The organism is Blautia sp. HCP3S3_G3 (assembly GCF_052063365.1).
Taxonomy (GTDB): Bacteria; Bacillota; Clostridia; order Lachnospirales; family Lachnospiraceae; genus Blautia_A.
In genome coordinates this window covers 56,166-68,975 of the sequence record NZ_JBQHXR010000006.1, presented here as the reverse complement: position 1 = coordinate 68,975, position 12,810 = coordinate 56,166, and the positions used below count along the sequence as shown (strand labels likewise).

The window sequence follows — 12,810 nt, the reverse complement described above, 5'->3', positions numbered from 1 at the left end:
CAGATGCGGTGGAAAATCGGTGATGTGCAGATGGAAAATCCCTTTGTACTGGCACCTATGGCCGGTGTAACGGATCTTCCTTTCCGAAAACTCTGCAAAGAACAGGGAGCCGGTCTGATCTGTATGGAAATGGTCAGCGCCAAGGCAATTTCTTTTCATAATAAAAATACAGAGGCGCTCATGGAAATTGATCCCTGCGAGCATCCGGTGTCCATGCAGCTTTTTGGCAGTGAACCGGAGCTGATGGCACGGGTGGCAGCTGAAATTGAGGGGCGTCCTTTTGACATTCTGGACATTAATATGGGATGTCCGGTGCCGAAGGTAGTAAATAACGGGGAGGGTTCCGCCCTTCTGAAAAATCCTGCGCTGATCAGAGAAATCGTGACTGGGGTTTCTCATGCAATAAAAAAACCGGTAACTGTAAAAGTCCGTATCGGATTTGAAGGTTATCCGGTAGATGTAGTGGAAATTGCAAAAATCGTGGAGGATTCCGGTGCGGCGGCGATTGCTGTTCACGGAAGAACCAGACAGCAGTATTATTCCGGTCAGGCTGACTGGGATGCAATCCGGAGAGTGAAAGAGGCGGTTTCTATTCCTGTAATCGGCAACGGTGATGTGGACTCTCCGTTAAAAGCTGAAAAAATGATGGAAGAAACAGGATGTGACGCTGTGATGATCGGAAGGGCAGTGCGTGGGAATCCATGGATTTTCCGGGAGCTGCAGCATTATTTGGCAACAGGGGAATTGCTGGAGAGACCTTCTGTTTCTGAAATCCGGGAGATGATTCTTCGTCACGCAAGGGCACAGATTGAACTGAAGGGAGAATTTACCGGAATCCGGGAAATGCGCAAGCATGTGGCATGGTATACTGCAGGCATGCGTCACAGTGCGGGATTACGCCGGGAATCCAATACCATTGCAAGCTACGGGGAACTGGAAGGTCTGCTTGAGAAACTTGGAGGATGACCGTTACGAAACAAAAGAAATGGAATGGAAAATATTTCGGGATAATTATGGTCATCGTACTTTTGGTGATGGCAGGTATTTTTATGTACCAGGAAAATTCCGGGATAAGCCGGAAACAGGAAGATGGTACGAGCCGGGAGGTCAGTGAAAGTATTGAAGATGAAAAAAGTGTGGAAGTCGATGAAAGTGCAGATGACGAGGATGTCCCGACAAGTGCTGTGGATTCGGATATTTATGCACAAGAAGGGATTCTCCATCTGAGGGTGCTGCAGCATGGAGGTTCGGAGAATGATCGATTTACGCTGGTTATTCGGATCAATGACGAGAAGTATCAGGGGAAAGTTATCGTAGATGGTACAGAAATAACGACAGATGACGGAAAAGTGAAACTGAAAGGCGGCCAGAGAGCGGAAATCGGCGGCATTGCATATGGAAGCAGTTATCATGTTATACAAAAAAAGGATATTTCTTATACAACCACGGTGAATGGAACGGACACGCGGGAAACAGACGGGGTAATCAGTGAAGACTGCCCGGAAGCAACGGAAGTATTTGTTAATACTCTTGGCAGAGGAAGTATGACTCTTGGATATACCTGTGAATCGGGAATGAATTGTCCGTTTATGCCGTTCACAGTCAGAATTGGCGGAGATTTATATGACGGAACAGTTCATATCGGTGACGCGGAAATTTCGGTGACGGATGGTATTGTCTGGCTGACAGAGAATAAAACTGCAGAATTTAGTGATATTCCTTTTGGCACTGCTTATGAAATTACGGTGCAGAAATATGGAAATTATCCAGTGACAGTAGATGGTATGGAAATTTGTGAAGATTCCGGAATCGTCAGCGGACAGAATGAAAAACCGGAAGTGAATTTTGAAATCGGCGGATTATACTTGCCGGAAAACAATGCAGCGGAAAGTGATTCATCGTCAGAAGCCATGGAAAATGATTCATTATCAGAAGCCATAGAAAGTGATTTATCATCAGATACTATGGAAAGCCATTCAGGAAAGACCACGATTGTGGAAATAATCAACACAGGATTTGCCGGAACTGTTTTTCTGAAAGTAAAGGATGGCACTGGAAATCCAATCGAAGGTATCCGGTATCAGCTTTTTGCAAAGGGAGTTTCCCAAGGGGAAATATCAGAATGCTGGGAAACATATGACAGGGATGAGGAAAATGGAATTTATACAACAAATTCTGCAGGTGTTTTGATGGCACCAAATCTGCCGGCAAATGAGTATTATTTTGCAGAACTGAAAAATCCGGATAGTTATGAACTTTCCGGGAAAAAATATGTTTTTGCGGTAACACAAAGGAAGATTTACATCAAAAGCTGAAAAGGTTTTCTCATACAGAAGCTGAAAAGATTTTCTCATACAAAAGCTGAAACGTTTTTTCTCATAAAGCAGAAACACGGTCTTTCTCACACTTGACAACACAGATGATTTTATGTATAATACAGAAATTGCGAGTATCCTGGCATAAGTCTACCCTTTTTTAGGAAAAGGGCAGAGGCACATCTATTGATATCTGATCGTGCCGGATATGAGATGCAATGGAATTTCCGGATTGTGGAAAAGCATCGGCGATTCAGATCCGGGCAGGAAAGGGAGTAAGGAATATGGAAGAAAAGAAGAACTTACTAACTTATGCAGGACTTAAAAAATTAGAAGAAGAGCTGCATGACTTAAAGGTAGTAAAAAGAAAAGAAGTAGCAGGAAAAATTAAAGAAGCCAGAGAACAGGGCGACTTATCTGAAAATGCAGAGTATGATGCAGCTAAAGATGAACAGAGAGATATTGAAGCACGTATTGAAGAAATCGAAAAAATCCTGAAAAATGCCGAGGTCGTCGTAGAAGATGAAGTCGATCTTGACAGAATCAGTGTTGGATGTAAAGTTAAAGTTTACGATGTGGAGTTTGATGAAGAAATCGAACTTAAGATCGTAGGCTCTACAGAAGCAAACAGCCTTCAGGGCAAAATCTCCAATGAATCCCCTGTAGGCAAGGCACTGATCGGTGCACATACCGGTGATACTGTAGACGTGGAGATGCCGTCCGGAGTGATGCAGTACAAAGTTTTGGAAATCCAGAGAAACATTTAAACAATATATAAGGAGGCACTAAGGTGGCAGAGCAGAAGAAGCAGGAGCAGGATTTAAATCAGTTGCGATCAGTCCGCCGCGAGAAACTGGCAGATTTACAGGCAAATGGCAAAGATCCATTTAAAATCGTAAAATATGATGTAACACATCACAGCCAGGAAGTCAAAGACCATTTCGAAGAACTGGAAGGCAAGACCATTACTGTAGCAGGTCGTATGATGTCCAAACGTGTAATGGGAAAAGCTTCTTTTTGTCATGTACAGGATAAAGAAGGAACCATCCAGTCCTATGTGGCAAGAGACAGCCTGGGAGAAGATCCGTACAAAGATTTCAAGAAATTGGACGTTGGCGATATCGTAGGAATCAAAGGCGAAGTATTTAAAACCAAGACAGGAGAAATTTCTATCCATGCTTCGGAAGTAACACTTCTGTCCAAGAGCCTTCAGGTGCTTCCGGAGAAATTCCATGGTCTGACCAATACAGATCTCCGTTATCGTCAGAGATACGTAGACCTGATCATGAACCCGGAAGTAAAAGATACCTTTATCAAGCGTTCCAAGATTTTGAGTGCAATTCGCAGATACTTGGGAGATCAGGGCTTCATGGAAGTGGAGACTCCTATGCTGGTATCCAATGCCGGCGGTGCTGCGGCACGTCCTTTTGAAACACATTTCAATGCACTTGATGAAGACCTGAAACTTCGTATTTCCCTGGAACTTTATCTGAAACGACTGATCGTCGGGGGTCTGGAGAAAGTTTACGAAATCGGTCGTGTATTCCGTAACGAGGGTCTTGATACCCGTCATAATCCGGAATTCACTCTGATGGAGCTTTATCAGGCATATACCGATTATCACGGCATGATGGATCTGACCGAGAATCTGTACCGCTATGTGGCACAGGAAGTTCTTGGCACAACCACCATTACCTACAATGGTATTGAAATGGATCTCGGCAAACCGTTTGAGAGAATTACCATGCTGGATGCAGTTAAGAAATATTCCGGTGTGGACTTCAATGAAATCCATACTCTGGAAGAGGCAAGAGCCGTGGCAAAAGAGCATCACATCGAATATGAGGAACGTCATAAGAAAGGTGATATCCTGAACCTGTTCTTCGAGGAATATGTAGAAGAACATCTGATTCAGCCGACTTTTGTTATGGATCATCCGATTGAGATTTCTCCTCTTACCAAGAAGAAACCGGAGAATCCGGAATATGTAGAGCGTTTCGAATTTTTCATGAATGGCTGGGAAATGGCCAACGCTTACTCCGAGCTGAACGACCCGATCGATCAGAGAGAACGTTTCAAAGCCCAGGAAGAGCAGCTTGCCCAGGGTGACGAAGAAGCCAACACCACAGATGAAGACTTCCTTAACGCACTTGAAATCGGTATGCCTCCGACAGGCGGAATCGGATTCGGAATCGACAGAATGTGCATGCTGCTGACAGACAGCGCTGCAATTCGTGATGTATTGCTGTTTCCGACGATGAAGACACTGGATAAGTAAAACGCAGTAAAATCAAGGGTTTGCGGTATGTGTTCTGTACCAGAAATCAGATTTTGTACCAATCTATGCAGGGTTTGCGTAGAGATTCGTAGATTTATGTGATTTTGAATGAATAGAAGAGATAATTCAGTTGAAAATACTGGAATTATCTCTTTTATTTTTTGAATGAAGAGATGGTATTAACGAGACATGATTACAATGAAAAATTAATAAAGATGTGATCCGGCCATCAGCCGAAGAATGTGTCCGCAACAGCCGGGCCCGTTCCACAAAAATGAGATGGGCGATCCGCAGTGAAATGTAATTGAAATCAATGTGGAAAAATCACATTTCACCGAATCAAGTAAGCGCGGCGGATGGAGAATGTCTGCTTGACTAATTGATAAAAAGCATAAATCTGGTTTGTCACAAAAACGATTGCGAATATTTCATGATGTAGAAAAAGTGCGCAGTAATCGAGAAACTGCTGCATATACTTTATCAATATCCTGGAATTGTGTGAAGCCGGAGGAAAGTCATGAGCATTTATGTCGTACAGCCGGGAAACAATATTGATGAAATTGCATTAAATTATGGAGTGCCTGTGATACAGATCATAGAGGATAATCAGCTTGTATATCCGTATGAACTGGCTGTCGGTCAGGCACTTCTGATCAGAGACGGCGATATAACAGGTACCGGGCGTGAAATTATCAGTAATGGATACGCCTATCCTTTTATCAGCCGCTGGGTTTTAGAACAGACACTACCGTATTTGTCGGATCTGTCTGTTTTTTCTTATGGTTTTACGTCAGAAGGAGAGTTGCTTTCTCCTCTTTTGGATGAGCAGTGGATGATCTTTATGGCAGCGCAGTATGGAACACGGGCGATTCTCACATTGACGCCTCTCGGAGCTGACGGAAGATTTGACAATCGTCTGATCAGCGCGGTGGTAAGAAATTCTCAGGCGCAGGAAAAACTTCTTAATGAATTATTGGCTGTTATGGAAGAAAAATGGTACCGGGGTCTGGATATTGATTTTGAGTATGTATTAGAGGAGGATCGGGATTATTTCACGAAATTTGTCCGAATCTGCACGCAGGTGATGCATGAATATGGATATACAGTTTCTGTTGCACTGGCTCCTAAATCATCGGCAGAGCAGCCCGGGCTTCTTTATGCCGGAAAGGACTACCGGGCGCTGGGAGAAGCTGCGGATTCTGTGCTACTTATGACTTATGAGTGGGGATACAAGTATGGACCTCCCATGGCAGTGGCACCTTTAAATAAAGTCCGCCAGGTTGTGGAGTATGCAGTCACTGAGATCCTGCCTTCGAAGATCAGCCTTGGAATTCCTAATTACGGATATGACTGGCCCCTGCCTTTTATCCAGGATCAGACAGCGGCAAAGACTATTGGGAATATAGAAGCAGTGCGGATTGCCATTCATTATGGGGCAGAAATTCAGTTTGATGAAATTGCCCGATCGCCTTTTTTTCATTATTTTGATGAAATAGGAGTAGAGCATGAAGTATGGTTTGAGGATGTGAGAAGCCTGCAGGGAAAATTTGACCTGATTGATGAATTTTTCTTACGTGGTCCGGGATACTGGCAGATCATGCAGCTGTTTCGGGTCAATTGGCTGCTTTTGGCGGAGAGGTTTCGGGTAAAAAAATAATTGAGTACAGTTTTATCCCCTTGACTTGTGTCATATGCCGTAATTACTATAGGATAAAGCCAAAGCAGATTCAAAGGAATTTTGCCAATGATATAAGAAATAAAAGAATCAAGAGTGCTGCTGTGAGCATGACCCCGATCTTACTGGTGAAAGCCTATCAGAACGAAAAAATTCCTTCATTGAAAATGGCTGGAGAAAATGATACAATAAAAATGCTTGAATATTTTGTAAAATGTACTGAAAATAGATATATTGTAAAAACATTGATGTAGTATAAAAGATTTCCGTTGAAAAATAAAAATAGTAGCATTGTTGACAGAAATTTAAATGAATTTTACTTGACAATTAATTTAGAATGATTATAATAAAATTAGAATTGTTCTAAAGGTAGCGAAGCACGAAAGAGGATAAAGTATGACAAAATATGAGAAAGAAGTATTTGCCATTGTAAACACTTCCTGTGAACATCTAACTGTAGAACAGATTTTTCAGAGACTGAAGGAACGACATCCGAAAGTGGTTCTTGCGACAGTGTATAATAATCTGAATAAATTACTGGAGGAGGAGCTGATTCGCAAGGTATCCATCGAAGGAATGCCGGACAGGTATGATCGAATGGAAAAGCATGATCATCTGGTCTGCAGGCATTGTGGGAAGCTTGCAGACGTTACGTTCAAGGATTTGACCGCATCTTTACGGGAACAGATGGGGGACGGATTTTTGTATTATGATCTGAAGGTTTATTATCTTTGCCCCGAGTGCAGGAAAAAACTGGACGAGCAGGATAAAAAAGAATAAAAACCAACATACTTTAAGGAGGTGTATAGAGATGTTAAAAGGAAAGATAGCTATCATTACGGGCGGAACCAGAGGAATTGGATTTTCTATTGTAAAAAAATACCTTGAAAATGGTGCCAATGTGGCTATTGCAGGATCCAGAAAGGAGTCTGTAGAAAAAGCAATTTCACAACTGTCGGAGTATAAAGAACGGGTGATGGGAATTTGGCCTGATTTGTGTTCTCCAGATGAGGTAGCGGACGCATTTGCTTCTGTGAAAGAGAGGTTTGGAAGAATTGATATCCTTGCGAATAATGCCGGAATTTCTTCCAGAACCAGTCTGTATGATTATACGGTGGAAGAATTTTCCAAGATCGTTGATATTAATTTAAAGGCTGTTTTTGTCTGTTCTCAGGCTGCTGCAAGGATTATGAGAGCGCAGGGAGGCGGAGTTATCATTAATACCAGTTCCATGGTTGGGGAGTATGGACAGCCGTCGGGATGTGGTTATCCGGCAACTAAATTTGCAGTCAACGGTCTCACGAAATCACTTGCCAGGGAATTGGCAAAGGATCAGATTCGTGTAAATGCTGTAGCTCCTGGTGTTACGAGAACAGATATGGTAGCTGTACTGCCCAAGGAAATGGTTGACAGAATTTCAGCGGGTATACCGCTTGGAAGAATGGGAGAGCCTCTTGATATTGCAAATGCTTATCTGTTTCTGGCCAGTGATCTGGCAAGCTATGTGACAGGAATCACGCTGCGTGTTGACGGTGCGGCAATGACCTGATAGGGAGGAAAACCAGGATGAATAAAAAAGCGATGTATCAACTGACATACGGATTGTTTGTGCTGACTTCCCGTCTGGGAGAAAAAGATAATGGCTGTATTATTAATACGGCAGGACAGGTGACTTCCAGCCCAAACAGAATCAGTATCACGGTAAATAGGGATAATTTTACTCATGACCTTGTGATGGAAAGCAGAAAGTTTAATATTTCTGTTTTAAGTGAAGAGGCAGATTTCAAAATATTCCAGCATTTTGGTTTTCAATCTGGGAGAACGGCAGAGAAATTTGAGGGGTATCATGCCTGCAAACGCAGTGAGAACGGTCTTTACTATATTACGGAAGGAACAAATGCCTATATCAGTGCAACGGTAGAGCAGACGATTGATCTGGGAAGCCATACCATGTTCATTGCTTCCGTGGATGATATGGAGATGCTGTCATCGGCGCCGTCTGCTTCCTATGCATATTATCAGTCTTCTATCAAACCCAGACCGGAAGAGAAGATTTTGACGGGGAAAACGGTATGGCGCTGTACTGTGTGCGGATATGTATACGAAGGGGAGGAACTTCCAGCAGACTTTGTCTGCCCGCTTTGTAAGCATCCGGCTTCCGATTTTGAAAAGGTGACGTCATAACTTTATACTGTGAAAGAAGGATAGTTTGTTGTTGGCGGTCTTTATTATTTTGTAAAAAACAGCAGCAGGAAATGAAGTGTAATGTCATTCCATCACTTGGAAATTTTCTTAAGTGATGGAATTTTTTTATATTAGAGGATGGAAAAGATAGAAGATCGGTCTTCTTACCGGCGCTCCGGGCCGTGGAAAAACAACTCTGGTCCGTTCCTGGTCTGCCGGATTGAACCCTTCCCTGTATAAGGTGATCTATACCAGCCTTTACACCGTTACGGTGAATGATTTCTACCGGAATCTCGCCGCGTCTCTGGGTGCCCAGCCGTCCTACCGGAAGACTGAAAACTTTCATATCATTCAGGAGGAGATCAATCGTCTTGCTCTGGATAAGAGGAAGACTCCAGTTATCATCATTGATGAAGCGAACTATATCAAAAACGCTGTTCTGAACGATCTGAAGATCCTGTTCAACTTTGAGATGGATTCCAGAGACCGGGCTGTGATTCTCCTGGTCGGCCTGCCTCAGCTGAACAATACGCTCCAGCTTTCCATCCATGAACCGCTCCGTCAGCGTATCATCATGAACTATAACATAGACGGCTACTCAAAAGAGGAAGGACGTGCTTACATTGAATGGAAACTGAAAAAGGCAGGCTGTACAGATCCTGTTTTTGATGACGCGGCCATCGAAGCGATCCTGAACGCTTCCGATGGAACAGCCCGGGTGATCAGCAAGCTCTGCAATGCTTCCCTTGTGATCGGGCATATCCAGACAGCAAACCGGATCACGGCTGACATCGTGATGCAGGCAATCAATGACAGCACCCTTGGGTGAGAAGACTCCCGCAATTAATTTGCGGGGGTTTTTCTGTCAGGAAAACAATTCGCAGAAATAATCATCTTTAAAGTGACTGACACATTTGCAAGGTTCTAAAATCAGCACGAAATAATCTGCCGAATGGGGCATCATTTAATTTGCTGGACAACACTCTGCTTTCTGATATCTTACCAATTCCAACATATCTCCACCATTATAATAATAGGCGCGCAACTGTGCCATTTGTGCGGCACCTTTTCGGCTCCATCCCATCGGTCTGGAACTCATCCTTGATGACAGTATATGGCTTACATGCCCTTCTGTACTGCTTCCGATCACTCCTTCTTTGTGCATCAGACGCAGCCGTGCTGCTCCCCAGTTCTCCAGTATATAATCCCGGCTCTTCTCCAATCGTTTCGTACCCGATTCTATATTTTCTTCCGGAAGTGCATTCTTCAATCTCTCCACGATTTCACAAAAATCGTCTTTCGTTCCCTTTCGTATTTCTCTCCCCAGCTCTCTGTATGCATCATCTGCGCTGTCTTTCATATGGCTAATCAGGAGGATCAGGTATTTCTGTAAATGAAACTCATCCAGTACATAGGATACTCCCTTAAATCGTGTCTTTGCTGTTTCTATCCAGCCTCCTCCATCCGCATTCAGATAGATCTTTTTTACTTTCTCAAGCTCATAATGGGCATTGATATATTCGTAGACTTCATCCCAGAATGCTTCATTGTCTTTTCCATCGCATACCCTGCAGAAGTAGTGTGGATTTATCAGTTTATATCGTTTGCTTTGCGGTGCTTCCGGTTCAATTCCTTCATGCACATACACCAGTTTTGTAATCTGACAGTTGTTTTTCTGACCATTGTTATTTTTAATCAGATCCCCCTTCCGTTCATGAAACTGGAGTGAAACATGATCCTCATCTGCTTCTATATACAGATATTTCACTTCCTTTTTCTTTTCGGGCTCTTTGATGTCTTTCGGGAACTTCAGTCCATGCAGCTTTGCTTTTACGGTCTGTTTGCTCACAGTTCCTTCCAGACTGGTTTCCTCGCCACCTCTTCTGTAGGAAGTCTGTACCGCTTCTTCCAGCATGGATGCCACCGCATCTTCTGTTATTCTTTCATGCTTTTCCAGACCCAGAATCCTGTCCAACAGATACTCCATCTCACCGGTTTCCCTGTTCTTGAAGAGGGTTTTTGTAAAGTGCACCGTTCCCAGCGACGTGACAAGCTGCTTTTGACTGTCTTTTTCAACATACCATCTGGTTGTTCTCTTACCGTTGTCTTTCAGCTGCTGGTTCATTTGTTCCAGAGACTCCTGAATTATAAGGAGACCAACCTTATGCAGTTCCCTGGTGATACCTCTGACATACTCCGCCATCTTTTCAGGATGTTTAAAAAAATCATCCTCCAATTTTTCAAAAATACTGATGCTTTCTTCTGCGAAATGTTTTATACTCTTAACCATAGAGAACACCTTCCTTTGTTTGTATTAGTTTCGTCGCTAAATACTTTATCACAAAGTGGTGTTCTCTTTTATTACCATTTTTAATTTTCCGACTAAAATTTTACGCTAGCTTTTTCTATGAGTACATCCAGTTCTATTCCAATATCAATCACACTCACAAGAATCATAGCTAATCCACAAGCTTAGAGCGTGTTTGAAAATTCATTCCCGTCATATGCACGCCCCACTTTGCGGGAAATTTGCCTCGCATTCGGTCAACATAGCCCGCTATGCCTCCCTCATTTGAGTCAAATTTCCCACAAATTGTGACGCACATCTGTCGAAAAGCAATTTTCAAACACACTCTAGATCATTGTCTCCGTCCCCATTGTTTTCTCAAAATTAGTGAAATACGTGGGAATATTTCCACATACGAAACGTGTATTTATTTTAGAGATTAAGATATAATTTCTCCATGAATAACGGAATTCCCAGTTGTATTTTCAGATGGAAGGGAAAAGAGAGGAGAAAACAATTATGAGAATTGTAAATCTTGAAAATGAAAACAGAAAATTTATTAAGACATTGGATAATTTCCATGTATTGGAATATGTACAGGATGCAAGTGTATCTCCAATGAATGCAATCAATGAATACTTTATGAGTAAAATGAATGTCAGAAGAAGGCAGGTTGTAATTGATATTAACAAGGATCATTCTGCAGTCATTCAGGCAGGCTCCATGCAGTGGATGGGTGGAAATGTTCAGGCAACATCCGGTGTAAAAGGAATCGGAGATCTGTTTGGAAAAGCATTAAAAGGTGCTGTGACCAGGGAATCTGCAGTAAAACCGGAATATGTTGGAGAAGGTTGTCTCGTGCTGGAGCCTACATATAAATACATTATCCTTCAGGATGTATCAAAATGGGGAGCTGTTGGAATGACCATTGAAGATGGAATGTTCCTTGCCTGTGATGCAAATGTAAAAAGAAACATCATTGCCAGAAAAAATGTTTCATCCGCAGTTTTAGGAGGCGAAGGCCTGTTTAATATGAGCCTTCAGGGAAGCGGCGTCGTTGCACTGGAGAGTAATGTTCCGGAGAGTGAACTGATTGAAATCGAACTGGAAAATGATGAACTGAAAATTGATGGAAACCTGGCAGTCTGCTGGTCTTCTAATCTGGATTTTACCGTAGAAAGAACGACAAAAACACTGGTAGGATCCGCAGTCAGTGGAGAAGGCCTGGTCAATGTATATCGTGGAACAGGAAGAATTTTAATGAGTCCGGTTGCACCGACTTCTTCCCTTCTTGAATCTACGAATACCATCAGTGCGAAGGCAGGGGCAAAAAGCAGCAATACATTAGGAAAGTAAATTGGGATATGCAGGAAGTATTATCCCATTGCTTGATTCGGAAGGAAAAGTGGTAATTACCAAATAATCTCCAGATGAAAGAACTCATAAAAAAGAATTCAAGAATACAATTAGTGAAAGGCAGTAATTTATGAGGTTTCGTAAATTACTGCCCTTTCATTTATTTGAGTTTTTCTTTTTCGGCATTTAACAGTTCTATATTAAGGTTATTCTCACTGGCAGTTTTATCCACCCACAGATTTAAGGAATCAATAGCCAGAGATACTTCATCAAGTTTTTTACTGATAAGAGCGAAGTCTTTCATCTCATCATCTGTAATTTTTCCATCTCTTGCGATCTGGATCAGACGGGCGGTCAGAGGATTGATTTCATTCAGACTGGCGATAGTTTCCAAAATGATATTGGATAATTCAGATATTTCAACTTCCGGAACGTAACGGTCCCCGATTATGCATTTGTGGGAACAGTAGTAATTGCAAAGATCCGGTCTCTTATAGCAGTCAGCCATCTGAATGATGTCATACGGAGTTGGTTCCTGAAGTTCATATTCAATCTTCTCGATTTTGGAAGCAGATACCCCTGCCATATTTTCACTTGCTTTTTCGCGGGTAAGTCCCTGAGCTTCCCGGCACAGCTGGTATATATTTTTATTTTCTCTTGTTGATTGTTTACCCATTAATAGTTCTCCTTCATCTTTCAAACACGTTCCAGAGAA

The 12,810-nt window shown here is 42.5% G+C and carries 10 protein-coding genes and 4 pseudogenes; 11 read left to right on the top strand and 3 right to left on the bottom strand.

The window, feature by feature from the left end; genetic code table 11:
* Positions 1–3: 3 nt before the first annotated feature.
* The 9 genes and pseudogenes from dusB to ACTNEW_RS07960 all read left to right on the top strand — a co-directional run bounded on the left by dusB (position 4) and on the right by ACTNEW_RS07960 (position 9,281).
* Entirely contained in the window at positions 4–966 is a 963-nt protein-coding gene (gene dusB, locus ACTNEW_RS08000) for a tRNA dihydrouridine synthase DusB (RefSeq protein WP_441059884.1), read from the top strand.
* On the top strand, positions 963–2,315 hold the full coding sequence (locus tag ACTNEW_RS07995) for a prealbumin-like fold domain-containing protein (protein ID WP_441059766.1): 1,353 nt from the start codon (positions 963–965) through the stop codon (positions 2,313–2,315). The genes dusB and ACTNEW_RS07995 overlap by 4 nt, the downstream gene beginning before the upstream one ends.
* A 284-nt stretch (positions 2,316–2,599) precedes the next feature.
* On the top strand, positions 2,600–3,082 hold the full coding sequence (greA, locus tag ACTNEW_RS07990) for a transcription elongation factor GreA (protein ID WP_441059764.1): 483 nt from the start codon (positions 2,600–2,602) through the stop codon (positions 3,080–3,082).
* A 23-nt stretch (positions 3,083–3,105) separates the two neighbouring features.
* Positions 3,106–4,581: pseudogene (gene lysS / locus ACTNEW_RS07985) on the top strand (lysine--tRNA ligase); the annotation flags it as partial.
* Positions 4,582–5,110: 529 nt separating this feature from the next.
* The gene (locus tag ACTNEW_RS07980; RefSeq protein ID WP_441059762.1) at positions 5,111–6,250 is read left to right on the top strand and encodes a glycosyl hydrolase family 18 protein; all 1,140 of its coding nucleotides are present in this window, start codon (positions 5,111–5,113) and stop codon (positions 6,248–6,250) included.
* 414 nt (positions 6,251–6,664) lie between these two features.
* Complete coding sequence (locus ACTNEW_RS07975) at positions 6,665–7,048, top strand: Fur family transcriptional regulator (RefSeq protein WP_441059760.1); 384 nt, start codon at positions 6,665–6,667, stop codon at positions 7,046–7,048.
* A gap of 31 nt (positions 7,049–7,079) precedes the next feature.
* Entirely contained in the window at positions 7,080–7,817 is a 738-nt protein-coding gene (locus tag ACTNEW_RS07970) for an SDR family NAD(P)-dependent oxidoreductase (protein ID WP_441059758.1), read from the top strand.
* 17 nt (positions 7,818–7,834) lie between these two features.
* The gene (locus ACTNEW_RS07965) at positions 7,835–8,452 is read left to right on the top strand and encodes a flavin reductase (protein WP_441059756.1); all 618 of its coding nucleotides are present in this window, start codon (positions 7,835–7,837) and stop codon (positions 8,450–8,452) included.
* Between the two features lie 154 nt (positions 8,453–8,606).
* Complete coding sequence (locus tag ACTNEW_RS07960) at positions 8,607–9,281, top strand: ExeA family protein (RefSeq protein ID WP_441059882.1); 675 nt, start codon at positions 8,607–8,609, stop codon at positions 9,279–9,281.
* 189 nt (positions 9,282–9,470) lie between these two features.
* On the opposite strand, the pseudogene ACTNEW_RS07955 reads toward ACTNEW_RS07960, so the two are convergent.
* Together ACTNEW_RS07955 and ACTNEW_RS07950 are read right to left on the bottom strand one after the other, a co-directional pair.
* Positions 9,471–10,742 (bottom strand): annotated as a pseudogene (locus ACTNEW_RS07955) (ISLre2 family transposase); the annotation flags it as partial.
* A gap of 169 nt (positions 10,743–10,911) precedes the next feature.
* Positions 10,912–11,019, bottom strand: a pseudogene (locus tag ACTNEW_RS07950) (DUF6783 domain-containing protein); the annotation flags it as partial.
* Between ACTNEW_RS07950 and ACTNEW_RS07945 the strand changes: the two are divergent.
* Together ACTNEW_RS07945 and ACTNEW_RS07940 are read left to right on the top strand one after the other, a co-directional pair.
* Positions 10,996–11,127, top strand: a pseudogene (locus ACTNEW_RS07945) (DUF6783 domain-containing protein); the annotation flags it as partial. The pseudogenes ACTNEW_RS07950 and ACTNEW_RS07945 sit on opposite strands and share 24 nt — an antisense overlap.
* A 131-nt stretch (positions 11,128–11,258) precedes the next feature.
* Positions 11,259–12,095 (top strand): AIM24 family protein, encoded by an 837-nt coding sequence (locus ACTNEW_RS07940; RefSeq protein ID WP_441059754.1) that lies wholly within the window; start codon positions 11,259–11,261, stop codon positions 12,093–12,095.
* Between the two features lie 160 nt (positions 12,096–12,255).
* On the opposite strand, the gene ACTNEW_RS07935 is transcribed toward ACTNEW_RS07940, so the two are convergent.
* Positions 12,256–12,771 (bottom strand): helix-turn-helix domain-containing protein, encoded by a 516-nt coding sequence (locus ACTNEW_RS07935; protein WP_441059752.1) that lies wholly within the window; start codon positions 12,769–12,771, stop codon positions 12,256–12,258.
* Between the last annotated feature and the right edge of the window lie 39 nt (positions 12,772–12,810).